Origin of the sequence: Marinimicrobium koreense (assembly GCF_003762925.1) — a bacterium.
Lineage (GTDB): Bacteria > Pseudomonadota > Gammaproteobacteria > Pseudomonadales > Cellvibrionaceae > Marinimicrobium > Marinimicrobium koreense.
Genome location: NZ_RJUK01000001.1, coordinates 2699983 through 2722825 on the forward strand (window position 1 = coordinate 2699983; position 22843 = coordinate 2722825).

At 56.1% G+C, this 22843-nt stretch carries 20 protein-coding genes; 7 read left to right on the forward strand and 13 right to left on the reverse strand.

Translation table 11 applies throughout. From position 1 onward, the window contains the following. Nucleotides 1-14 precede the first annotated feature (14 nt). The 7 genes from EDC38_RS11695 to galE form a co-directional block, all read right to left on the reverse strand. Complete coding sequence (locus EDC38_RS11695; RefSeq protein WP_211331083.1) at nt 15-1571, reverse strand: sulfatase family protein; 1557 nt, start codon at nt 1569-1571, stop codon at nt 15-17. A 247-nt stretch (nt 1572-1818) separates the two neighbouring features. Beyond that, nucleotides 1819-2991, reverse strand: coding sequence for a formylglycine-generating enzyme family protein (locus EDC38_RS16730; protein WP_211331084.1), 1173 nt, complete (start codon nt 2989-2991; stop codon nt 1819-1821). A gap of 341 nt (nt 2992-3332) precedes the next feature. Then, complete coding sequence (locus tag EDC38_RS11705; protein WP_123638660.1) at nt 3333-4895, reverse strand: sodium/sugar symporter; 1563 nt, start codon at nt 4893-4895, stop codon at nt 3333-3335. A 32-nt stretch (nt 4896-4927) separates the two neighbouring features. After that, the gene (gene galK / locus EDC38_RS11710; protein ID WP_123638661.1) at nt 4928-6091 is read right to left on the reverse strand and encodes a galactokinase; all 1164 of its coding nucleotides are present in this window, start codon (nt 6089-6091) and stop codon (nt 4928-4930) included. Next, nucleotides 6084-7136 (reverse strand): UDP-glucose--hexose-1-phosphate uridylyltransferase, encoded by a 1053-nt coding sequence (locus EDC38_RS11715; RefSeq protein ID WP_123638662.1) that lies wholly within the window; start codon nt 7134-7136, stop codon nt 6084-6086. The genes galK and EDC38_RS11715 overlap by 8 nt, the downstream gene beginning before the upstream one ends. Nucleotides 7137-7180: 44 nt before the next feature. Further along, nucleotides 7181-8335, reverse strand: coding sequence for an aldose epimerase family protein (locus EDC38_RS11720; RefSeq protein ID WP_123638663.1), 1155 nt, complete (start codon nt 8333-8335; stop codon nt 7181-7183). A 51-nt stretch (nt 8336-8386) separates the two neighbouring features. Continuing rightward, nucleotides 8387-9397 carry a UDP-glucose 4-epimerase GalE gene (galE, locus tag EDC38_RS11725; protein ID WP_123638664.1) on the reverse strand — a complete coding sequence of 337 codons (1011 nt, stop codon included), beginning with the start codon at nt 9395-9397 and terminating at the stop codon, nt 8387-8389. A 365-nt stretch (nt 9398-9762) separates the two neighbouring features. Here galE and EDC38_RS11730 point away from each other — a divergent pair, with 365 nt between their 5' ends. Then, on the forward strand, nt 9763-10764 hold the full coding sequence (locus tag EDC38_RS11730; RefSeq protein WP_123638665.1) for a LacI family DNA-binding transcriptional regulator: 1002 nt from the start codon (nt 9763-9765) through the stop codon (nt 10762-10764). Here EDC38_RS11730 and EDC38_RS11735 read toward each other — a convergent pair. Continuing rightward, nucleotides 10754-11953 (reverse strand): MFS transporter, encoded by a 1200-nt coding sequence (locus EDC38_RS11735; protein WP_123638666.1) that lies wholly within the window; start codon nt 11951-11953, stop codon nt 10754-10756. The genes EDC38_RS11730 and EDC38_RS11735 overlap by 11 nt on opposite strands. Nucleotides 11954-12217: 264 nt before the next feature. On the opposite strand from EDC38_RS11735, the gene EDC38_RS11740 reads away from it, so the two are divergent. Beyond that, complete coding sequence (locus EDC38_RS11740) at nt 12218-12601, forward strand: RidA family protein (protein ID WP_123638667.1); 384 nt, start codon at nt 12218-12220, stop codon at nt 12599-12601. Between the two features lie 56 nt (nt 12602-12657). Next, on the forward strand, nt 12658-12861 hold the full coding sequence (locus tag EDC38_RS11745) for a DUF3185 family protein (RefSeq protein WP_123638668.1): 204 nt from the start codon (nt 12658-12660) through the stop codon (nt 12859-12861). A gap of 3 nt (nt 12862-12864) precedes the next feature. Here EDC38_RS11745 and EDC38_RS11750 read toward each other — a convergent pair whose 3' ends face one another. The 5 genes from EDC38_RS11750 to EDC38_RS11770 all read right to left on the reverse strand — a co-directional run bounded on the left by EDC38_RS11750 (nt 12865) and on the right by EDC38_RS11770 (nt 18154). After that, nucleotides 12865-13758, reverse strand: a complete 894-nt coding sequence (locus EDC38_RS11750; RefSeq protein WP_123638669.1) for a chemotaxis protein — start codon at nt 13756-13758, stop codon at nt 12865-12867. Between the two features lie 82 nt (nt 13759-13840). Next, nucleotides 13841-14833: an alpha-L-glutamate ligase-like protein gene (locus EDC38_RS11755; RefSeq protein WP_123638670.1), complete on the reverse strand. Its 993-nt coding sequence runs from the start codon at nt 14831-14833 to the stop codon at nt 13841-13843. Next, nucleotides 14830-16389 (reverse strand): inactive transglutaminase family protein, encoded by a 1560-nt coding sequence (locus EDC38_RS11760; RefSeq protein ID WP_123638671.1) that lies wholly within the window; start codon nt 16387-16389, stop codon nt 14830-14832. Before EDC38_RS11760 ends, EDC38_RS11755 begins: the two co-directional genes overlap by 4 nt. Continuing rightward, nucleotides 16386-17177 (reverse strand): ATP-dependent zinc protease family protein, encoded by a 792-nt coding sequence (locus EDC38_RS11765; protein WP_170162908.1) that lies wholly within the window; start codon nt 17175-17177, stop codon nt 16386-16388. The genes EDC38_RS11760 and EDC38_RS11765 overlap by 4 nt, the downstream gene beginning before the upstream one ends. Before the next feature lie 101 nt (nt 17178-17278). Further along, nucleotides 17279-18154, reverse strand: a complete 876-nt coding sequence (locus EDC38_RS11770; protein WP_123638673.1) for a lysophospholipid acyltransferase family protein — start codon at nt 18152-18154, stop codon at nt 17279-17281. 193 nt (nt 18155-18347) lie between these two features. Between EDC38_RS11770 and glyQ the strand changes: the two genes are divergently transcribed. From glyQ to EDC38_RS11790, 4 genes are read left to right on the forward strand one after another with little or no spacing between them, the layout of a single operon-like run. Beyond that, the gene (gene glyQ / locus EDC38_RS11775; protein ID WP_024461667.1) at nt 18348-19319 is read left to right on the forward strand and encodes a glycine--tRNA ligase subunit alpha; all 972 of its coding nucleotides are present in this window, start codon (nt 18348-18350) and stop codon (nt 19317-19319) included. Then, a complete protein-coding gene (gene glyS / locus EDC38_RS11780) occupies nt 19316-21391 on the forward strand; it encodes a glycine--tRNA ligase subunit beta (protein WP_123638674.1) in 2076 nt (691 codons plus the stop codon). The genes glyQ and glyS overlap by 4 nt, the downstream gene beginning before the upstream one ends. 3 nt (nt 21392-21394) lie before the next feature. Next, a complete protein-coding gene (gene gmhB, locus EDC38_RS11785; protein WP_123638675.1) occupies nt 21395-22000 on the forward strand; it encodes a D-glycero-beta-D-manno-heptose 1,7-bisphosphate 7-phosphatase in 606 nt (201 codons plus the stop codon). Between the two features lie 2 nt (nt 22001-22002). Further along, nucleotides 22003-22776: a lysophospholipid acyltransferase family protein gene (locus EDC38_RS11790; RefSeq protein WP_246004400.1), complete on the forward strand. Its 774-nt coding sequence runs from the start codon at nt 22003-22005 to the stop codon at nt 22774-22776. The last annotated feature ends 67 nt before the right edge of the window (nt 22777-22843 follow it).

Sequence of the window (22843 nt, forward strand, 5' to 3'; positions counted from 1 at the left end):
TGGTTACAGCGCGGTCACTGAGTGGATTTTATTTCGTCAAGCTTGCTCTGGAGTTCTTTTAGAATCTTAGGATGTCGCTCGGCAAGATTGACTTTTTCCTCAGGATCCTCTGATAAATTGAAAAGTTGAGGGTGGCCTTTCAGGCCGGCATCCACCGCTTTGTTCTTCATCCAATCGGGCAACGTACCTGTGAACGGTTCAATATATTTCCAGTCCCCGCGGCGCAATGCCAGAGTATATGCTTCCTCCAGCATGTATGTACGTCCATCCTCATTAGCATCCATAAGTGCGGGCAAAATATTTTCGCTATCTTTTGCTTCCTTTCCGTTTAGTTCTACACCAATTAGTGATGCCAAAGATGCATAGAAGTCAATGTGGCTGAACAGTGCGTCGCTAACACCTGGCTGAATTTTCTTCGGGTAGTAAGCAATCATAGGAACTCGGGTTCCCGCCTCTAGAATGCTGTATTTACCGCCTGAGAATGGACCACTGGGCTTATGATTACCAAGCATCTCCACTGCAAAGTCCTCGTAGCCGTCATCCAACACCGGTCCATTATCACTACTGAATAAAATCAGCGTATTATCCAGGAGATTATGACGCTCAAGCTGTGACACTATTTCTCCCACAAACCAATCCAGTTCGACGATATGATCCCCACGGGGACCCATATCGGTCGCACCAACGAATTGCTCATTGGGTACACGCGGCACATGAATATTATTGGTGGGCAAGAAGAGGAAGAATGGTTCGCTTTTATTCTTTTCTATAAAATCTTCTGACTTCTTAGCGAAGTCTTTTGCAAACTCTTCATCTCTATACTCTGCTGACTTTCCACCTTTCATATAGCCAATGCGACTAATTCCGTTTACGATGCTGTCGCTATGCTGGTCATCAGCCTGCTGTTTGAGTAGATCCGGCCGTTCGCGCCCCACCGGGCGGTCTCCGATTTTCTCCTTGTAACTAACGGTAATTGGATCTTCCGGATCCAGGTTATAAATTCGCTGATTTTCCAAGTATGCAGTCGGTACACGATCACCGGTTGCCGGGATCAAAAAGCTATAGTCAAAACCAAGCTCCGCAGGTCCCGGACTTACATAGTCATTCCAATCAATGTTTCCACTGCCAAGTCCTAGATGCCACTTTCCAATTACGGCCGTGTTGTAACCAGCACGCTTGAACATGTCGGCAAGGGTTGGCTCTTCAGGGTCTATTACTAGCGGGGCATCGCCCGGTATGATTTCTGCCTCTGCGCGAAACGCGTATTGACCCGTTAGCATGGAAAAACGAGAAGGTGTACACGTAGCTGCTGGACTATGAGCATCAGTAAAGCGAATGCCTTCGTCAGCCAATTTATCTACATGAGGCGTTTTGACAGCCGTTGCGCCATAGCTACTGAGGTCGCCATAACCTAAATCATCAGCATAAATAAGGACAACGTTAGGCTTACTTTCATTGTAACTTGATGATGCAACATCGCTGATTGGCCCCGATGAAGTTTGGTTTTTTCCGCATCCGGATATGACTAATAAACTCATGCTAATTAGGAAAATTTTATTTACGGACATCATGATTGTATCTCCTATGTGTATTTTTCTTCGAACCTTACCGTGGAAGATTCCCGGCCATCAAAGCCTATAGCAGGATGGGCCATTATCAGAGAGGTTTCGCTTCCGTACTAGACCAAGTTCTATGCTTGTCACCACTGGCGTCTTTCTATGAATAATATCCTTATAAACAAGTTTCGTAACACTCTATTATGACTACTGCTGGATGGTCGCCGAATTCTTTGTTCTCCTAGCTCGGTCGTTTGGCAGGCTAATCTTCATCCTTTACAAGCCTGAACCCGACGTGGGCATGTCCCGAATCGGGACTAGACTTCATCCGAGCGGACACGCGATAACTTTCACAGTAGGTCTCATGACATAAGAAGGACCCTCCTCGAAGAACACGCTTCGGTACCCTAGGTTCCTGCGGATCATGGCTCTTTTCCGGCCCCGTAGGATTGGTAATGTGGCCCTGTCGTTTTGCTTGAGAGTAATATTCCGAGTGATACCAGTCGGCCGTCCACTCCCACACATTTCCCGCCATGTCATACAACCCATAGCCATTGCTGGGGAAAGACTTTACAGGTGCTGTTCTGTAAAAGGAGTCCTCTTTTGTATTGTTATCCGGAAAGCGTCCTTGCCAAATGTTCGCCTTATGCTGCCCTGTATCAACCCCCTCGTTGCCCCAAGGAAACATATTATTCTCTAAACCGCCTCGAGCAGCCCACTCCCACTCTGCCTCCGTAGGCAACCGCTTCCCTGCCCAACGGGCGAAAGCCTGAGCGTCGTCCCAGGATACATGGACCACTGGATGATTCTCTCGACCTTCAATGTCACTGTCAGGTCCCTCAGGATGACGCCAGTTGGCCCCGGGAACCCAACGCCACCAATTCGCGGGGTTGCTCAGAGATACAGGTTGGCCTGATGGAAAAAATACGAGTGAGCTGGGGACCATTACATCATCTGGTGGGCGAGGAGTACCCGGCGGGAGCTGCTTTTTAATATCTTCCCAATTCGGTTGGCGCTCCGCTGTGGTAACATAGCCAGTCTCTTCGACAAATTGACGAAACTGGGAATTAGTAACCTCTGTTTTGTCCATCCAAAAGCTAGACACAGTGACTTCATGTATGGGCGACTCATCTGGCCTTGCGTGATGGGAATCAGAGCCCATTAAATATGTACCACCCGGAATCAGTACCATTTCTGAGCGGGAAGGTGTTACCTCAGACTTAATCACTTCCTTGTCTTCAGCTAAAGCAAAACGCTCAGACAATGTACCACTACAATGAGTTGAGGAACCATTCCCCCCCTCCCTATTCTGGTTCAAAACCTGATCTCGGTTACCACTTGTGTCTAATGTGTTTGCATAGGTGGAAAAACATTGAACCAACAACAACATTAATGTCGGCAAAGTAAGGGCAGTTTTAGTTCGAGGCTGTTTCATAAGGCAATCACGCTAAGTAGTCAGATTTGTCATTATTTTGAAGTACAAACGAACCGTATGCTTTATTACCGTAGTCGAACTTCAAAAAAATCTACGTGCCACATTCGAACACCGAAAGTCGGCCAAAGAAGACAAACACATCAGTGACATCTTGCTATTGATGCGTCGCTAATGCCGTGTCAATGTAAACGTTATACCCTCGCCATCCCCAGCCGTCAAGCGCTCCTTGACGCACTTTATGTCAATCGCGGCGGAGGGCTTAAACCCTCCGCCGCGTAGCTTTCTAAAGAAGCCAAAATTTTCAGAAAAACCTATCTCAAATACCAACTAAGTAGAGCAAGTTACCACCAGGCGACATAAAACGCCGCAAGAATGACAATGACAGCCAGAGCCGACACATCGAAACCCGGGCGGGTAGCAAATGTGATATCTCCGAGCTGCACCGGCCTCTCATGCTCCGGCGTTCGCCCAAGCAGTGATACGACGACCGCCACCAGAACGCACATCAAGAACACCATACCCACCCGGTCGATAAAGGGCAGTTCGGGCCAGAACAGCTTCAGAGCCACGCTGAATATCGCCGACCCCAGGGCTGCCGCCAATCCGCCGTTTGCCGTCGTCCGCCTCCAGAACATACCCAGTAGAAATAACGTGACAATCCCTGGCGTGAAGAAACCCGTGAACTCCTGGATGTACTGGAAGGCTTGATCAAACTGGCCCAACAATGGCTGCGCGACCAGCATGGCAACCACCAAGGCGGATAGGCTGGCGACACGCCCTATCAACACATAATGACGCTGGCTCAGACCCGGGCGGTATTTGGCATAAAGATCCATGGTAAATATGGTCGAAATGCTGTTGGTCATCGATGCCAAGGACGAAACAATCGCGGCGATCAATGCGGCAATGATCAGGCCTTTGAGACCCGAGGGCGCGAAAGTCAGCAATGAGGGGTAGGCTTGATCCGGTCGCTCCAGATTCGGCACTAACAGCACGGCAGCGATACCGGGCAGTACCACTATCAAAGGCATCAGCAACTTCAGGAATGCGGCTAACGCAATACCTTTTTGAGCCTCGTGAATGCTCTTGGCTGCCAGCGCACGCTGAATGATGTACTGGTTAAAGCCCCAGTATGACAGGTTCATGATCCACAAGCCTCCTACCAGTACAGACAGGCCGGGCAAGTCCTTGTAGTGGGGACTCGAGGGTGCCAGGATCATATCGAACTTCTCAGGCAACTCCCTAGTCAGAGTGACAAATCCGGATAGGGCCCCTCCTCCGTCGCCAATCAGGGTCAAAACGGTATAGGTGAGAAACAATCCGCCCAACACTAGCAATACCACTTGGATAATGTCGGTCATGGCAACCGCTTTCAAACCGCCGTAAAGGGAGTAGGTAATGGAAAACAGTGCCAAAAACAACATTCCGTACAGGATCTCAATGCCGCTAATGGTGTTAATCGCCAAAGCTCCCAACCAAAGCACTGCGGTAAGATTCACGAACACATACACACCGAGCCAGAACAAAGCCATTACCGAGCGAACCCGATGATCGTAACGCTGCTCCAGAAACTGAGGCATAGTGTAAATTTTTCGCTTCAGAAAAATTGGCAGGAAAAACTTACCTACGATAATCAAAGTCAACGCCGCCATCCACTCGTAGGACGCAATTGCCAAACCTATATGGTATCCGGAGCCGGACATCCCGATAATCTGTTCAGCAGATATATTGGCGGCAATTAGCGAGGCACCAATGGCCCACCAGGGTAAGCTGTTACCCGCGAGAAAGTAGTCATTGGTGTCCTTTTGATGACCGGTTTTCTCCCGAGACACCCACCAGGCAATACCAATAATGCATAACACGTAAGCGACAAATATCCCGATATCAAAAGTGCTAATCTGCATAAGTAAACCTTTTTATTATTACGGTGATTGAGTTAACAATTTTCGTCTAAAGAGGTTTCACTGAATGCCCCTTGCTCTGCCGTACAAATATAAAGACTTTCTCGAATACCCGTGCGGGCGTGATACTCAACCGATACCGCATTCTCCACCGAAGGAACCAGTTCCTTGGGCACCAGGGCCACAACACAGCCACCGAATCCGCCTCCGGTCATGCGCACCCCGCCTTGGGTACCAATGACCTCGTCGATAATGGCAACCAGGGTATCTACCGGTTCGATTGTGATTTCAAAGTCTTCCCGCATAGAGCGATGGGACTCCGCCATCAGTTGACTGACGATTCGGTAATCCGACTCCTCCAGCGCTCGGCCCATGGCGAGAGTCCGATCATTCTCGGATATAACGTGGCGGGCACGTCGGAATACCGGATCAGACATTCGTTCTCGCCCGGCGTAAAGTTGGTCCATAGTCGCCGCACGCAAAGACTCTACCCCCAGAAGACTTGCCGCCTCTTCACACTGTTCTCGGCGTAGGTTGTACTCGCTGTCCACTAATCCCCGTTTAACGTTGGAGTTGACGATGACGACCTGATAATCGGGATTAATAGGATGGTATTCATAAGCGAGCGACTGGCAATCGAGTAGCAGCGCATTTCCCGCTTTGCCTAGTGCCGAGATGAGTTGATCCATAATCCCGCAAGAACAACCGACGAACTCATTCTCGGCCCGCTGCCCGATTAGAGCAGCTTCGACGCCACTGAGCGGCAACTTATACAAACTGGCCACCGCCTTGAGTACCGCTATTTCCAATGAGGCGGATGAACTCAGTCCTGCCCCCTGGGGTACATTGCCGGTAATTATCATGTTCACGCCGTTAAAATCGTACGTTTCACTCAGAACTTTCAAGACCCCCCGGACATAATTGCTCCAGGGTTGCGCCTGATCAAATCGAATGTCATCCATGCTGAAGTAACTGGTTGCACCAGAGTAATCCATAGCAACTGCAGAGATAATGCGATCGTCTCGCCGGCCGACAGCAACATCAGTACCGAAATTGATCGCGGCCGGAAATACGAAGCCTTGATTGTAATCCGTATGTTCACCAATTAGGTTGACACGACCGGGCGCGCGAGTCATCACATCGGGGGCACACTGAAAGTAATACTCAAAGGCTTGCGCCAGCTTGTTGAATTCAGCCATGGTTCTGCTCCCGTTTGTAATGAATCGCCGAAAGAGATCGTAATCTCTCGGCGGCTTGCTCAGGCGTCAAGTCACGCTGAGCTTCCGTCAACATTTCGTATCCCACCATGAACTTACGCACCGTGGCCGAACGTAGCAGGGGAGGATAGAAATGGGCATGAACACGCCACTCAGGATGAGCACTTTGATCAAAGGGGGCGCCATGCCAGCCCATTGAGTAGGGAAAAGACACCTGGAAAAGATTGTCGTACAACGTCGTCAGACGCTGGATAGCTTCAGCCAGCGATTCGCGCTGGTCTGAATTCAGATCTGACAGACGGGCCAGTTCAAAACGCGGCAACAACAATGTTTCAAACGGCCAGGCGGCCCAATAGGGAACCATTACCAACCAATCCCGATTTTCAAAAACCAGGCGTTCTCGCTGTTCAACTTCACGTTCAGCATAATCCGCCAACATGGATCGACCATTCGCCTGATAATAGGCCCTGAAACGCTCAAGTTTGCGCGCCGCCATGGTCGGTATTTGCTGCTGTGCCCACACTTGCCCATGAGGATGGGGATTGGAGCACCCCATCATCGCCCCTTTGTTCTCGAACACCTGTACCCAGCGATACTCACGCCCCAGCTCTCGAGTCTGCTCCTGCCAACAATTGATGACGGCCATGAGCTCCGAAATACTCAATTCAGGAAGTGTTTTTCTATGATCAGGCGAGAAGCAGATGACTCGACTGCGCCCCTGCTCGGCGGCCATAGTGAACAGGGGGTCGTTGGTACTCACAGATGGCGTATCGGGTTTGAGCGCGGCAAAATCATTCTCAAAAACATACGTAGATTCGTAGCACGGATTCTGCTCACCATTTACTCGCCGATTGCCCGGGCACAGATAACAGTCCGGATCGTAGGGTGGCCGCCTTTCGGTGTCCGGTAGCTCAGACTGGCCCTGCCACGGCCGTTTGGCCCGATGCGGAGAAACCAGCACCCAGTCGCCTGTCATGGGGTTAAGACGGCGATGTGGATGCTCAGTCGGATCAAAGGTGTTGTTCATTTCCAATGCTCTGCTGTGTTTCAGTTTAACGTCTGCCAAAATCACTATCGCGCGGAGAAGCGGTAGATGATCTGCTGTTTATAGGTGTCCCCCGGACGCAGGATGGTGTCAGGGAAATTGGGATTATTGGGTGAATCAGGAAAGTACTGGGGCTCCAGACACAGAGCCGTTCGGTGCTCATAAGCGAGCCCATTTTTACCCCGAGTCGAGCCGTCAAGAAAGTTACCCGAATAGAACTGCAAGCCCGGACTGTCAGTGACTAAGGTCATTCTTCTGCCCGATGCCGGGTCACTGAGAACTGCCGCCACCTGCAAGTCATTGGGCGATTCCTCTGACAAGACCCAGTTGTGATCGTAGCCGTGGCCGAAAGTCAGTTGTCGGTTATTTTCCCCAATACTTTCGCCAATTGCCTTGGGCTTAGTAAAGTCAAACGGCGTTTCAGAAACCGAACGAATCTCACCCGTTGGAATCAATCCTTCGCCTACCGGTGTAAAATGATCGGCGCGGATTTGTAAACGATGGTCGGCGATGGATCCCGAACCAGCCAGATTAAAGTAGGCATGATTAGTCAGGCTTACAGGAGTCGGCATGTCAGTCTTCGCCTCTAGGGTCAAGCGCAACTCGTTCTCTTGGTTGAGCTCATAGACCGCCGTAGTGGTCAGCGTTCCGGGGTAACCACCTTCTCCATCTGGACTGACCAGTCGTAGCCGAACTCCTGCGGTCTCTTGGGTATTATAAGGTTCAGCCTGCCATACTTGCTTGTGGAATCCGGTGCTTCCGCTGTGCAGGTGATTACCGTTATTGTTTTTCTCAAGCTCATAGGTTTCCCCATTCAGCTGAAAATGACCTCCGGCTATTCTATTACCGTATCGCCCGATTATAGCGCCAAAATACTTGGTATCATTGACGTACTCATCAAAGCTTTCATACCCAAGTACGACATCGTCGATATTGCCCTGTTCATCCGGAACCTCGATTGACCGGATGATGCCACCATAGTTCAAAATGCGAACCGTCATTCCCTGGTCGTTGCTCAGAGTAAATTCGGAAACATCCTCACCCTTAGGAGTTTTACCGAAATCTGTGACGGTGACGTCCACTACCGAATCACCATCGCTGCACGCGGCCATCGAGAGTAGCCCGACAGAGGCTAAAATAGGCCTCCAACATAAGCTAAAATCGCGTTTTAGAATTATCATTATTAAATCCTCACAGGTTAATTACGCAAGTAATTGATTCCCCGAGTTCCATTATTGAAAGCCATTCGGGTTCGTAGACTGCCAGCGCCAAACATCCTCTGCCATGAGATCAATGCCAAGCTCCGCCCGCCAGTGCAATTCTCGCTCAGCTTTGGCAGGATCGGCCCAGCACTCTGCGATATCGCCTGCGCGACGGGGAGCCAACTCATAGGGAATAGGGCGACCAGTCGCCCGCTCGAATGCGTCCACGATGTCGAGAACGCTGTAACCACGTCCGGTACCCAGGTTATAGATGTGGACCCCAGCGTCCGTGTGGCAGTGCTCTAGTGCCGCCAGGTGGCCCCGCGCCAGGTCCACCACATGGATGTAGTCGCGTACTCCGGTGCCATCTTTTGTGGGGTAGTCGTTACCAAATATCGACAATGAAGGCCGTCGTCCCACCGCCACCTGAGCGATGTAGGGCATGAGATTGTTGGGAATGCCGTTGGGATCTTCCCCGATCAGACCGCTCTCATGGGCACCGCCGGGGTTGAAATAGCGCAACAGAATGACACTCAGATCACGCTCAGCATGCGCCACGTCTTCGAGCATCTGTTCCGCCAGCCATTTGGTGCGACCATAAGGGTTGGTCGCCGACATAGGGAAGTCTTCCTGAATCGGTACCGACGCCGGATTACCATAGACAGTGGCCGACGAGCTGAACACGATGCAAGACACATGGTGCTCCAGCATAACCGACACCAATTGTCGGGTACCATGGACATTGACATCGTAGTAGTCCAACGGAATCTGTGTGGACTCGCCAACCGCCTTTAACCCAGCGAAGTGCATAACAGCGTCAAAACGATGGTCGGTGAAAATGCACTCCAAGGCTGCCCGGTTTCTGATGTCCGCCTCGTAAAAGCTCGGACTCTGACCAGAGATTTGCTTAAGGCGATCCAGTCCCGAGCGTTTGCTGTTAGCCAGATTGTCCAGAATCACTACCTGGTGGCCCTGGGAGAGCAGCTCCACACAAGTGTGGAGACCTATATAACCCAAGCCACCGGTTACCAGAATTTTCATGCCCACCCTCTTGTTATCCGGGAATTTCTGACAGGTTATACGTTTTCCCTCCGATTTTAAAGCTGCTTCACAAACAAAAAACTATCTCCCCCTCGCTATTAAATGGCAACAACCGCCAAAAAATAAAAATATTCTGCCAATTATTCCTGAGAAAAAGCCAATAAGCCGAATATATATTATTTATAATAATTTATAATTGCAATGTTATTCGTTGCCGGTAATCCTAAGATTTTTGCCAACAGGTGGCTTGAAAATGCATCATTACGGCCAGGAAGGTTAAACGATTACAACGGCTCTCACTCTTAAGCTGCGACACCTTAGCGGATCTGGTATTGTTACCGCTTATTCTGGAACAGGTTTACTCAATGGCCACCATTAAAGACATTGCCAATGCCGCCGGCGTATCGCTGGCCACGGTTTCCCGGGTCATCAACGATGGTCCCAAGGTTGGCAAGGCCACCCGTGAACGCATCAAGAAAATCATGGACGAAATGGGCTACCGGCCCAATGCCAACGCCCGAGCCCTGGTCAACAAACGTAGCGCCTCCTTGGGCGTGGTGCTTGCCGAACTGTCCGATCCATTCTTTGCAACCCTGGCCCATGGCATTGAAGCCACCACGCGCAAACAAGGCGTCCAGATCCTGATGAGTTCCGGCTCCATCGAACGAGAGACCGAACGCCAGGCGATCGAAACCCTACTGGAGCATCGCTGCGAAGCCATGGTGGTACACAGCAAGGCGCTGGATGACGAGACACTGATTGATCTGGCCGGACAGGTGCCCGGCTTTGTGTTGATCAACCGCTACATCCCCGAAATAGCCAATCGCTGCGTCTGGCTCGACAACGTCGCCGGCGGTCGGGCCATGGCCAAATACATGCTCAGCCAGGGCCACCGGGATATCGCCGTAATCAGCAGTCGCTATCAGATTGAAGACCCGGTGCAGCGGATTCAGGGCATCCGGGAGGAGCTGGAGCAAGCGGGTATAGCTCTGCCCGATGCCAATATCGAGTACAGCACGCCGGATCAGGAGGGAGGGGAGATTGCGGTCCAGAATCTGCTAGCCAAGGGTAAGCAGTTTACCGCCGTTCTCGCCTACAACGACGCCATGGCATCCGGCGCCATGACCATTCTGCAGGATCACGGCATTGACGTACCCAACGAAGTTTCGGTAATCGGCTACGACGATGTGTTGCTGGCGAAGTACTGTCGCCCCAAACTCACCACCCTACGCTATCCGGTGGAGGTCATGGCGATGCGTGCCGCCGAGCTGGCATTGAGTTACGCCTCGGGAAACCGCCCAGAGCCCGGAGTCACTTTCAAATACACTCCGACGATCGTGAAGCGCGAATCGGTGGTCAAGCGCTAGCCGGTCGCGGATTGCGCCGCTCCATCCGCCAGGCCAATGCGAAAAACACCAGCCCCGCCACGGCCGTGGTGGCACCGACATAACCCGTCGAACTCCAACCCAAGCCCGCCGAAATCGCCAGGCCTCCCAGCATAGGGCCAATGGCATTCGCCGTATTGAAGGCCGCGTGGTGGGAGGCGGCAGCCAGGGTCTGGGCGCCCACCGCCACATCCATCAGGTGGGTCTGAAGGGGCGGTGATACCGCCGCCACCGTGCCCACCAGGAAGGTCATCATCAGAATGCTCCACAGCTCACCGGTGGCCGAAGGGAACACCAGATACACCGCCAGGCTCCAGAGCAACGCGCCGCCCACCGCCTTGAACTGGAATTTGTCGAACAACCAGCCGCCGAGAATATTGCCCAGAAAGCCGCCCGCGCCGAAGGTCGCCATGGCGATGGGAATCCAGCCTTTTTCCACCTCGGTGACGTACAGCAGGGTAGGGGCCAGATAGCTGAACACGCAGAAGACGCCGGCAAAGCCGGTGGCACCGATCATCAGGGCCAGCCATACCTGAGGGCGGTGAAACGCCTTGAGTTCGGCCACCGGGCGGTTACGGGGCTGGTTTCGGTCCAGGGGCAGGTAAATGACAATCAGGATCACCGTCAGAAACGACACCGCCGCGACCAGGACAAAAGCATAGCGCCAACTGATGGACTGACCCAGCCAGGTTGCCAGCGGGTTGCCGATCAACACCGCCAGGGTCAGCCCGATCATCACCCGGCTGACCGCCTTGCCCCGATCACTGGGCGGCGCCAGACTGGCCACCACCAGGGCGGCCACCCCGAAATAGGTACCGTGGGGCAGGCCAGCAATAAACCGGAATGCCAGCAGCGACTCATAGCTGGGCGCCAGGGCACTGGCGATATTGGCCAGGGTGTAAAAGCCCATCAGACCGATCAGCAAGTGCCGCCGGAACAGCCGCGCGCCAAACACCGCCAGCAGCGGTGCCCCCACTACCACACCCAGTGCGTAGCTGCTGATGACATGACCGACCTGAGGCTCGCTCACCCCCAGACCCTCGGCGATACCCGGCATCAGGCCCATGGTAGCGAACTCCCCGGTACCGATACCAAAACCGCCCACGGCCAGGGCGATTTCGATCAGCCACATCTGGGCTTTGGTCAGGGTCGGGCTGGTGGAAGTGGTCATGTGCGGTCCGTAACTGTGAACGACGCCACCGCCGGTATGCCGCCTACTGTGCTGCATACCGTCATTCGGAGCGTTGTTGTGATTGTCGTTTGTGGGGAAAGAGGCTTATGGTGGGCTGCACCACAAAGGCGCGCATTGTACCCCATTTCTGGTAGCTCGCGCAGGGCGTCCCGATGAGGGCGCCGCGCAATATCTGGCCCTGACGCCCGCCAATCACTATACTGAGTGGTTTTCCCACGCAGAGCATTACCGAAGGATTCTGTTATGACCAACCGCGCCGTGATCCACACCGATAAGGCCCCGGAGGCCATCGGCACTTACTCGCAAGCCGTCAAAGTCGACAATACCGTTTACCTGTCGGGCCAGATTCCGCTGAACCCGGAAACCATGGAGTTGGTGGACGGAGGCTTTGAAGCCCAGGCCGAGCAGGTCTTTAAAAACCTGGCCGCCGTGTGTGAAGCCGCCAATGGCAGCCTGAACCACATCGTCAAGCTGAACCTCTATCTGACCGATCTGGACAACTTTACCGTGGTCAATGAAGTCATGGCCCGGCATTTCCGCCAGCCGTTCCCCGCCCGTGCTGCGGTGGGTATCAACCAGTTGCCCAAGGGCGCGCTGTTCGAAGCCGAAGGCGTCATGGTGTTGTAACCCATGGTCTATACTCCCCAAGCAGGACATTCATTCACTGTGACGGGAGTCGCGCTATGACAACCAATAAACTGATCGGGCTAATACTGCTGGTCGTCGGCCTTATTCTGTTGTATTTCGGTTGGCAGTCCTCCCAATCGGTGGGCGACCAGGTGGCGGAGGCGTTCACCGGTCGGTTCACCGACGAGACCCTGTGGTTTCTGATAGGCGGCGCCGCCGCAGCCGTTGCCGGCGCCTATATGGCTTTCTTCCGAAAGTAGGGGTCAGCCCTCGGTCAGTGTTTTGGCGCCGCGAAGCATAGCGTGGACCAGTTCCTCGGCGTCGAACTTGGTGAGCGCTTCATTGGCGCCAACCTGATGGGCATAGCTCACACTCATTTCGCTGTTCAGTGAGGTGTGCAGAATGATGTAAGCGTGACTCAGCGCCTTGTCGTCGCGCACGCTGAAGGCCAGCTCGTAACCGTCGAGCCCCGGCATTTCGATATCACTCACCAGAATATCAATGGCGTTGTTGTCTTTGGCCGCCTGGCGCATGCGCTGCAGGGCTTTTTCGCCATTGGTCAGTACCTGATAGGGAATATTCAGTCCGTCCAGCGCATCCTGGAGTTGCTTGCGGGCCACATGGGAGTCGTCCACCAGCAGGATATTCAGCGGTTTGAGCTGCTCCCGCTGGACATCGGTCAGCACCGCCCGGCGGCGGCCCGGCGGGTCGGGGTAAACCTGGGCAAAAAGCAGTTCCAGGTCGATCAACTGAACCGCCTGATCCTCGTGCATATACAGGCCGGTGACAAAGGCCCTCTTGCCCAGCATCTGCGGGGGCGCCTTCACCTCTTTCCAGTTGGCATCCACAATCCGGTCGATACCGCGCACCAGAAAGCCAATGTCCTTGCGCTGGCAGTCGGTTATGATGATCGACCCCTGACGCATCTCCTCGTCGGACAAGGGTTTGTAGCCTACCGCCGCCGCCATATCGATGACCGGTATGGTTTTGCCCCGCACGGTGGTCGCGCCGAGAATCGCCGGGTGTTCCTGCAGAATGCGGTTGAAACGGGTATAGGGAATGATCTCACGCACCTTGAGCGTGCCCATCGCAAAGCTCTGAGTAGGCGTGAGCTTGAAAAGCAGCAGTTTCTGGGCGTGTTGCGCCTTACCGTTCATGGGCAGTCTCGGAATTCGAAGTACATCTGATGTCAGGGGGGTACACTAGCGTATCGGCGGTTTGCGCGTAAACCGAAGGGAATCAGGCAATTTTTTGGGCTGGCCCGGCCGCCGGGTCCTCGGGAATCGCCTCGGCAAAGGCCTTGATCACGTAATCCACCCGGGCTTCCGGCGTCTTGTGCAGGCCAGCCTTCAGGGACTCAATATGGCGCAATCGGGGTAGCAGTCCCAAGCCGTTAGCCACCTGGATCGCCAGCCCCGGACGGGCATTGAGCTCCAGGAGCTGGGGTCCCCGGCTTTTATCGAGCACAATGTCGGTGCCGATGTATCCCAGACCGGTCATTTCATAGCAGCGCGAGGCGAGCACCAGCATTGAGCGCCAGTCCGGCACCTTGATTTCGTTCAGGGGCTTCTTGGTGTCCGGGTGCAACGAGACGCCCAGACCGAACTGGACCGCCTTCAGGCAGCGTCCCGTGGCAATATCCAGCCCCACGCCCACGGCGCCCTGGTGGAGATTCGCCTTGCCATCGGAGGCATGGGTGGCCAGGCGCAGCATGGCCATCACCGGGTAGCCTTTGAAGACCACCACACGGATATCCGGCACGCCCTCGTAGGAATAGCCCTCAAAAATATCGTCGAACTCAATCAGGTCCTCGACGATCACCACATCGGGCTTGCCCCCCAGGGAGTAGAGACCGGCGAGAGTGTTGGACATGTGCCGACGGATTTCTTCAATGTCAATTTCCGCTCCGGAGGCCTTTACAAACTTGCCTCCATTGCGGCCGGTAATCACCAGAATGCCTTTACCGCCGGAGCCTTTGGCAGGCTTCACCGCGAAGCCATCGAGTTCGTGAAGCTGTTTCTCGATGTGGCTGATCGCGTGCTGCTCCGACACCACAAAGCGCAGGGCCGGCGTTGCCAAACCAAACTCCTCGGTGAGCAGTTTGGTTTTCAGTTTGTCATCCACCAGCGGATAGCGCGAGCGGGTATTGTAGCGGCCAATAAACTCCCGGTTGCGGGCATTCATGCCGAGAATACCCAGCTTTTTCAGGCGCCAGGGGCTGATCCACTTCATGATTTGTCCGACCCCGCGGCGGCTTCCTGCTCCAGCGCCATGGCCCGGAACCGGCGCAATTCCGACAATTTATAGCCGGTGTATTGGCCCATCAGCATGATCAACGCCAGGATCACCAGGTTCAGCTCCGGAAAGTTGAAGCTCAGATGGTTGGCCAGGGGCAGCTGCATCAACAGATAGGCCATCACCGCCACCAGCAGACTGCCCCCGCCCTGAATCACCACTTCGTGGGCACCTTCCTCCTCCCAGAGAATCGACATGCGCTCAATGGTCCAGGCGATGATGATCATCGGGAAAAAGGTGATGGTCATACCGGTACTGAAACCCAACTGATAGCCGAGCAGGCTCAGCATCGAAATCAGGAAGATCACCAGCACCACCAGCGTCGCGATCCGAGCCACCAGCAACAGGTTCAGGTGTGACAGGTAGCTGCGCAGCATCAGTCCGAGCGATACCACCACCACAAAACTGATCAGCCCGGGCAGCAGTGAGGTTTGCAGAAACGCCAGGGAGATCAGTACCGGCATAAAGGTACCGGAGGTTTTCAAGCCCACAATAATACGCATGAAAACCACGACCAATGCACCCAGCGGCAACAGGAAAAGCATTTTGAACATGCTCTGCTCTTCAATGGGAAGCTGCTGAACCCCCAGCAGGGCGAAGGCACTGTCACTGAATTGCGCCACCGCCAGCTCTTCAGCGGGCACGGTCTGGCGGATCATGGAGAAGCTGACCCCGGAGTTGCGCCCCCCGGTGACATCGAGCAGGGAGGCTCCGCCGCGATGCCAGAGCACCAGGTTCTCCGGCACGCCCTGTTCACCGGTCTGAGGGTTGAACAGCACCCACTCCTCACCATTGTAGGCTTCCACCATCGGGGTCAATGTCTGGCGGCGACGGGCGTCTTCCAAAAACAGACCCATGACCTGACGGGCGGGAATATCGGCCTGGTTCAGCAGCCGTTCCAGCAGCAGGGAACGACTGCCCACCTCTTCGATCAGCAACGACGCATTCTGATCGCCGGTCGGGTTGTTCAGTCGCTTGATCAGCTCGCGGGTCAGGCTCTCGGGGGTACTGGATGTCTCCAGCGCCTGGGACAACAACTGATTGGCCGCTGTATCCTGCGGCTCTTCCCAGTACAGGGAGCGGGGCTTCGGCGCTTGTTGCTCATCATCGGGGCTTGGTTGCGGCCCTACTTCCGACACACCACCGATCAGTTGCGCTTTGTAATACAGCGTTTGAGGCCCCCTCGCTTCGCGTTTGGACCACTCCCCCCGGCGATCACCACCCTCTTCGATGATGGAGAAGCCGTACCCGGGGGACGTTGCGTGTTCGGTGTGCAGGCGGAAATCCGGCGGATTATCGGGCAAATCCAGACTGACCAGTACCTCGCCCCCGGTGGCCTGAAAATCGACCCGGGCCTCCACCAACCAGACCGGCCGCTGCTCACCGGGCCAGAAGGGCAGCTCCATTTCCACATGCCGGGCCCAGGCGGTCGCCAACCCGGCCACCACCAGACTCACCACAATCAGGTAGAAGGGGACGCGGGATTGGGTCATTCGTCAGTGCTCTTGTCGACATCCGAAGGTTTGGGCGGTTTGGGTTCGGTAATATTATCCCGGGCGACGTCTACCAACATGACATCGCGCAGGACATTGCGGCCAATTAACAGGGGAAACTCCATATGGCTGCGATCTGACAGGGTGAATTCCGCCATCTGGGTCAGGGAACCCATGGTGATGCGCATCTCCACCACCGGGCGTTTTTCAACATCTTCGCTGCTGGCCTGAATAATACGGACTTTGCGCGACCGGGGACGTTCCAGCTCCACCAACTGGTCCAGGTCCGGGTCGTGAATTTTGAACCGCACCCACTCTTCACCGTTGCGCTCAAAGATCTCAATCTCCCGGGCGTCCATGGAGGAGGTGGTCGCGCCTGTGTCGACCCGTGACTGCAAGACAATTCCCAGGTCCGTCAGCAGTACCCGCTCTTTGGCACCCACGACCTTTTTGTCCATGGCGTCACCGGGAACCGGCAGTGCCAGGCCCTGCGCACATTCGCTACCAGCGCCCCTGGACTCACGCCCGTCTCGTTCACTTTCAACCAGATCGCGCAGCGCTTGCTCATCCTGTTGCTGCAGCTCAATGCTCTGGCGCAGCAGCTCCAGCGCCTCGGCAATTTGCTGCTGTTGTTGCTCAAAAGTCAGATCGCGCTGCTGTTGTGCCAACAGGCACTGATTGGCGGCTTCCATATCCGCTTTTTTGACGAGAACGTGATGGGTGCTGCACGCCGAGAGGAGTGTCAATAACGGCAGCAAGGCCACCCATTTCAGGGGACGGTTGTTCATGTTTCCCTTCCGATTGATGATCATATTCATACAGTGTACCCCAGTGCGGGGGCTGGCGGCGTCAACGGCCTGCTTTACAAAGGTTAAGGCCTGTAAATTGTTCAATAGCGGGGCGCGTAGTCATCCGGTAGCCGGCGAAACCGCTTGTATTCCCATTGATACTGGGTCGGCGCTCTGAGCACACAGTCTTCCACGCTGCGGTTCAGGCCGGCGACTGACTCAGCCGCATCCTCTGCGTATATCCGTTCGTCTGCGGGCAGAACCACCATTTTGAAACCTTTTGGAACCCGCTGGGCGAACACACTCACCACCTTACAACCGGTGCGCTGAATCAGACCGTACACCAGTGTCATGGTAAGCGCCGGTTGTCCGAAGAAGGGCGCCACTTCCGCGCCATTGCCACGCTCGGGCACCTGATCGGGCAGAATCGCGACAATCTCACCCCGCTTCAGCGCCTTGAGTAGTTGACTGACCCCTCGGCGATTGGTCGGCGCCATATCGATATTGTCTTTGCTGCGCCCTTGCAGAATCATTTTGTCTAGGGCGGCCTGACGCGGCGGTTGGTAGAGCGCCGTCAAACGGGCGTAGCTGGCCAGAAACGGGCCAATTGCCTCCCAATTGCCCAGGTGGGGCGCCAATACCAGGACGCCCCGTCCCTCGGCCTGGGCCGCCTTGAGCGCCTCGTCGTTTTCCACCTCGACAATATGCCGCTGCAGCCATTCCCAGGAGTGCAGCCAGACCGCCGCCGCCTCCGCGACGGTTTTGCCGGTCTCGGTGAGGCTCTGGCGCACCAGCCGCTCCCGGGCCCGATCTTTGATATGGGGCTGGCACAGTGCCAGGTTCTGCCGGGTAATACGGGCCGAGCGGCCACTGCTGAGCCACATCAGCCAGCCGGCAAAGCCGCCGAACACTCGCCCCACAGACAACGGCAGGCGCCCGAGGAGCTTCAACATCCATACGGCGAACCGTTCTTTCATGCCTAAACCACCGTTAAATCGCCAAAGTGCGCGCAGTTTACGGCAACCAGCCGTACCAATCACCCCCCAACTACCGCTATAATTCGCGGCTGTTTTCGCTCAGGGCCCTGGTGCACCATCAGCGTCCTAGCGACTGGCGCGTTATATAACGCGACTTCAATTTCTCGACCTCATGCTCGGAGGCAGGTTACCCGTGTCAGACAGTCAAACCCCCGCCGGCGCCCACTCGCCCGATGTCAGTACCTTTCAGGGGCTGATTCTCGCCCTGCAATCCTACTGGGCACGCCAGGGCTGCGTGATCCTGCAACCGCTGGACCTGGAAGTGGGCGCGGGCACCTTTCACCCGGCCACCTTCCTGCGCTCGATCGGCCCGGAAACCTGGAACGCCGCCTACGTGCAGCCCTGCCGCCGGCCCACCGACGGCCGCTACGGCGAGAATCCCAATCGGCTGCAGCACTATTACCAGTTTCAGGTGGTAATGAAGCCCTCCCCGGCCAACATTCAGGAGCTGTACCTGGGTTCGCTGAAGGAGCTGGGCATTGATCCCGCGATCCACGACATCCGCTTTGTGGAAGATAACTGGGAATCGCCCACCCTCGGGGCCTGGGGCCTGGGCTGGGAAGTCTGGCTGAACGGCATGGAAGTCACCCAGTTCACCTACTTCCAACAGGTGGGTGGCCTCGAGTGCTACCCGGTCACCGGCGAGATCACCTATGGTCTGGAGCGGATTGCCATGTACCTGCAAGGGGTGGACTCCATTTACGATCTGGTCTGGACCGTGAACCCGGCGGGCGACAAGGTCACCTACGGCGATGTGTTCCACCAGAACGAAGTGGAAATGTCCAAATACAACTTCGAGCAGGCCGACACCGAGTCGCTGTTCAACAGTTTTGATGTCTACGAGCGCGAGAGCGAGCGCCTGATCGGGGAGGGGCTGCCCCTGCCGGCCTATGAAATGGTGATGAAGGCCTCCCACGCGTTCAACCTGCTGGACGCCCGTCACGCCATTTCCGTGACTGAACGGCAGCGCTTTATTCTGCGGGTGCGCAGCCTGGCCCGGGCCGTCGCTCAGGCCTACTTCGACGCCCGCAAGGCCCTGGGCTTCCCCCTGGCCCCCGAAGCCCTGCGCAATGAACTTCTCGCGGCAGAGGGAGACGACCAATGAGTGCCGATTTTCTGTTTGAACTGGGCACCGAAGAGCTGCCCCCCAAAGCCCTGAAAACCCTGATGAACGCGTTGCGCGAGGGCATCGCCGGCGGCCTGGACACCCAGGATCTGGACTACAATGCCATTCACGCCTACGCCAGCCCGCGCCGCCTGGCGGTATTGGTGAGAGACCTGGCAGAGCAGACCCCGGTCAAAGAGGTGGTCACCTACGGCCCGCCGGCCAAGATCGCCTTCGATCAGGACGGCAACCCCACCAAGGCCGCCGAGGCCTTTGCCAGCAAAAACGGCCTGAGCGTGACCGAGCTGACCACCGAGAATGACGGTAAGGCGGACAAACTGGTGGCCCGCTCCAAGGCCGGCGGCCAGTCGGTGGTGGAGCTGCTCGGCGATATTGTCAATGACGCTCTGGCCAAGCTGCCCATCGCCAAACGCATGCGCTGGGGCGCCAGCCGCACCGAATTTGTCCGTCCGGCCCACTGGCTGGTGATGCTCTACGGCGATGAAATCGTCGACGCCGAGGTGCTCGGCCTGCGCGCCAACCGCTGCACCCGCGGCCACCGCTTCCATTACAACCACGAGCTGGATCTGTTCAACCCGAGCGACTATCTCGAGAAACTGGCCTCCACCGGCTATGTGCTGGCCGATATGGACGCCCGTCGGGACCTGATTCGCGAGCAGGTGGACGCGGAAGCCAAAAAAGTCGGCGGTACGGCGGTGATCGACGACGATCTTCTGGATGAAGTGACCGCGCTGGTGGAGTGGCCGGTGGCGCTGCTGGGCAACTTCGAAAAGCGCTTCCTGAACGTGCCCGCCGAAGCGCTGATTGCCTCCATGAAAGAACACCAGAAGTACTTTCACCTGGTGGACGCTCAGGGCAAGCTGATGCCCCACTTCATCACCGTGGCCAATATCGAAAGCGACGATCCGGAACAGGTCATCGACGGCAACGAGCGGGTGATCCGCCCGCGCCTGTCCGATGCTGCCTTCTTCTTCGATACCGACCTCAAGCACACTCTGGAAAGTCGCCGTGAGCAGCTCAAGCCCATCGTGTTCCAGAAACAGCTTGGCAGCGTGTTCGAGAAAACCGAGCGCATCGCCGCCCTGGCCAAACAGATTGCCGCGCAACTGGGCGCCGATGAAGCACTGGCCGAGCGTGCCGGCACCCTGTGCAAGTCGGATCTGGTCACCGAAATGGTGCTGGAGTTCGACAATATGCAGGGCATCGCCGGTTACTACTACGCCCGCAACGACGGCGAAAACAAAGACGTCGCCCAGGCCATGCAGGAGCAGTACCTGCCCAAGTTTGCCGGCGACGCACTGCCGGAAACCACCACCGGGGCCATTATCGCCCTGGCGGATCGCCTGGATACCATTACCGGTATTTTCGGCATCGGCCAGCAGCCCACCGGCTCGAAAGATCCCTTTGCCCTGCGCCGGGCCAGCCTGGGCGTGCTTCGCCTGCTGGTGGACAAGCAACTCGACCTGGACCTGCGCACCCTGTTGGAACAGGCCGTGGCCCAACACACCGGACTGACCGACACCGATGGTCTGGTGGATCGGATACTGGATTATATGCTCGAGCGCTTCCGCGCCTGGTACGAAGACGCCGGCATTCCGGTGGAAGTGTTCCTTGCGGTAAGCGCGCGCAAAGTCAGCAATCCTCTGGATATCGACCAGCGGGTGAAGGCGGTGCACGAGTTTTATCAGTTGCCCCAGGCCCAGGCGCTCGCCGCCGCCAACAAGCGGGTAGCCAATATTCTGGCCAAGTCCGGCGCGCCGGCCGGTGAGCTCGACCCGGCCCTGCTGCAGGAGTCCGCCGAGAAAGCCCTGGCCGAAGCCGTACAGGCCAAGGCAACCCTCGTCGAGCCGCTGTTTGCCAAGCGCGCTTACACCGAGGCGCTGACGCAGCTGGCGGACCTGCAGGAGCCAGTGGATGCCTTCTTTGACCAGGTAATGGTCAACGCGGAGGATGACAAGCTGCGCAATAACCGTCTGGCACTGCTGCAGCAACTGGGTGACCTGTTCCTGGCGGTCGCCGATATTTCCCTGCTCGCTCCGGCGAAAGGCTGAACCATGAAACTGATCATTCTGGACCGGGACGGCGTGATCAACGAAGACGCCGGCGATTACATCAAGTCCGTCGAGGAATGGCAGCCCATTCCCGGCAGCATTGAAGCCATTGCCCGGCTCAGTCGGGCCGGTTTTACACCGGTAGTGGCCACCAACCAGTCCGGCCTCGCCCGGGGCCTTTTCGACCTGGACGACCTGGAGGCCATGCACGCCAAACTTACCGCCCTGGTGGAAGAAAACGGCGGCAAGCTGGAGGCGATTTTTTACTGCCCCCACCACCCGGACGAGGACTGCAAGTGCCGCAAACCCAAAACCGGCATGCTCGATGCCATCGAGGCGGTGTTCAACACCTCGGTGCAGTCGGCCTGGTTTGTGGGCGACACCAGCAAAGATCTGCAAGCAGCCCTGACCAAGGGCTGTCAGCCCTGCCTGGTGCGCACCGGGCGCGGGCGTGAGACCGAAGCCGAACTGGCTTCGTTCCTGGATGCCGGCGAGCTGGAACAGGTGCGCATTTTCGACCACCTGGAGGCCGCGGTGACAGCCCTGCTGTCAGAGCCCGAGCAGGCCGGCGCCGCCTCTGATCCGCAAGACCACGAAGGACAGCGTTAACCGTGTTGTACAAAGCCTTTCTCTACGTCCGCACCACGATTTTCGATATTGGCTACTACGGATCGGGGATTCTGTTTGGTGCCCTGAGCACGCTGATCTGGCCGTTTCTCCCCTACCAATGGCGCTACCGGCTGATCAATCAGTGGAACCGCTTCGTGATGTTCTGGCTCTGGTTCTGCTGCAATATCCGCATTGAGGTGCGAGGCGATATCCGCAACGATCTGCAACCCTATGTGGTGATGTCCAAGCACCAGGGCGTGTGGGAAACCCTGTACTTACAACTGTTCTTCCAGCCCATCTCCACCATTCTAAAAAAAGAACTGCTGCGCATCCCGTTTTTCGGTTGGGGCCTGGCGGCACTGAAACCCATCGCCATCGATCGGAGCAATAAAACCCAGGCGCTGCGTGATGTGAAGAAGAAGGGCGTCCAGGCCATCAAGGATGGCAATAACGTGCTGATTTTCCCGGAGGGTACCCGCACCCGTCCCGGTCAGGTGGTGCCCTACGCCCGCAGCGGCGCCGATATTGCCTGCACCGCCGGCTGCCCGGTCATCCCGGTGGCCCACAATGGTGCCGAATGCTGGCCCCATAAGGATTACCTGAAGTACCCGGGCACCATCACGATGGTGATCGGCGAGCCGATTTCCAGCGAGGGGAAAGATCGCAAGCAGTTGACCGAAGAAGTCCGGGACTGGATCGAGTCCACCGCCAAAACCCTCCCTGTCGGCCGCAAAGACGGCCGCAGACCCTGGCTTGAATCATCACCAGACCAATAAATAACGGACATATCAATTCGTAACGTCCGGCCCGCCATGGGGAATACCGTTGAGACGGACAAAAAAG

What these genes read in the sequence shown, in the direction of transcription:
- EDC38_RS11695 (WP_211331083.1), bottom strand. Translation starts at nt 1,571, where the DNA reads ATGATGTCCGTAAATAAAATTTTCCTAATTAGCATGAGTTTATTAGTC.
- EDC38_RS16730 (WP_211331084.1), bottom strand. Translation starts at nt 2,991, where the DNA reads ATGAAACAGCCTCGAACTAAAACTGCCCTTACTTTGCCGACATTAATG.
- EDC38_RS11705 (WP_123638660.1), bottom strand. Translation starts at nt 4,895, where the DNA reads ATGCAGATTAGCACTTTTGATATCGGGATATTTGTCGCTTACGTGTTA.
- galK (WP_123638661.1), bottom strand. Translation starts at nt 6,091, where the DNA reads ATGGCTGAATTCAACAAGCTGGCGCAAGCCTTTGAGTATTACTTTCAG.
- EDC38_RS11715 (WP_123638662.1), bottom strand. Translation starts at nt 7,136, where the DNA reads ATGAACAACACCTTTGATCCGACTGAGCATCCACATCGCCGTCTTAAC.
- EDC38_RS11720 (WP_123638663.1), bottom strand. Translation starts at nt 8,335, where the DNA reads ATGATAATTCTAAAACGCGATTTTAGCTTATGTTGGAGGCCTATTTTA.
- galE (WP_123638664.1), bottom strand. Translation starts at nt 9,397, where the DNA reads ATGAAAATTCTGGTAACCGGTGGCTTGGGTTATATAGGTCTCCACACT.
- EDC38_RS11730 (WP_123638665.1), top strand. Translation starts at nt 9,763, where the DNA reads ATGGCCACCATTAAAGACATTGCCAATGCCGCCGGCGTATCGCTGGCC.
- EDC38_RS11735 (WP_123638666.1), bottom strand. Translation starts at nt 11,953, where the DNA reads ATGACCACTTCCACCAGCCCGACCCTGACCAAAGCCCAGATGTGGCTG.
- EDC38_RS11740 (WP_123638667.1), top strand. Translation starts at nt 12,218, where the DNA reads ATGACCAACCGCGCCGTGATCCACACCGATAAGGCCCCGGAGGCCATC.
- EDC38_RS11745 (WP_123638668.1), top strand. Translation starts at nt 12,658, where the DNA reads ATGACAACCAATAAACTGATCGGGCTAATACTGCTGGTCGTCGGCCTT.
- EDC38_RS11750 (WP_123638669.1), bottom strand. Translation starts at nt 13,758, where the DNA reads ATGAACGGTAAGGCGCAACACGCCCAGAAACTGCTGCTTTTCAAGCTC.
- EDC38_RS11755 (WP_123638670.1), bottom strand. Translation starts at nt 14,833, where the DNA reads ATGAAGTGGATCAGCCCCTGGCGCCTGAAAAAGCTGGGTATTCTCGGC.
- EDC38_RS11760 (WP_123638671.1), bottom strand. Translation starts at nt 16,389, where the DNA reads ATGACCCAATCCCGCGTCCCCTTCTACCTGATTGTGGTGAGTCTGGTG.
- EDC38_RS11765 (WP_170162908.1), bottom strand. Translation starts at nt 17,177, where the DNA reads ATGAACAACCGTCCCCTGAAATGGGTGGCCTTGCTGCCGTTATTGACA.
- EDC38_RS11770 (WP_123638673.1), bottom strand. Translation starts at nt 18,154, where the DNA reads ATGAAAGAACGGTTCGCCGTATGGATGTTGAAGCTCCTCGGGCGCCTG.
- glyS (WP_123638674.1), top strand. Translation starts at nt 19,316, where the DNA reads ATGAGTGCCGATTTTCTGTTTGAACTGGGCACCGAAGAGCTGCCCCCC.
- gmhB (WP_123638675.1), top strand. Translation starts at nt 21,395, where the DNA reads ATGAAACTGATCATTCTGGACCGGGACGGCGTGATCAACGAAGACGCC.